1 protein-coding gene is annotated in these 252 nt (G+C 56.3%); it reads right to left on the bottom strand.

Annotated features, from left to right (window positions below):
* Window positions 1–252 (bottom strand): hypothetical protein (locus AC2A06_RS19095; protein WP_484381335.1); only part of this gene is annotated, 252 nt, incomplete at both ends.

Below are 252 nucleotides of genomic sequence, written 5' to 3'. Positions count from 1 at the left end.
CTGGAAGAATGACCACAAGCCATTTGTCCCAATGGTCACTGCTGCCGCATTCACGCCAAGGCCTTCCCCATCGGTCGTCCCCCCCCACTTCTGCACGATCAGCGTATTACCATCACCCTCAGTGACCCCGATACTGGTGGAGGCACTTAACGAAGAACGGTTACCAGCCTCATCCCACACCATAAAGGCCAGATTATGCGCGCCGGCTGGTAGTGTGCTGCTGATTGACCAGCTACCGTCAGCATTGGCTCT

The sequence above is a fragment of the Serratia sp. HNCC26DJ244 genome, assembly GCF_057180565.1.
This window is presented reverse-complemented; position numbering and strand designations above follow the sequence as displayed.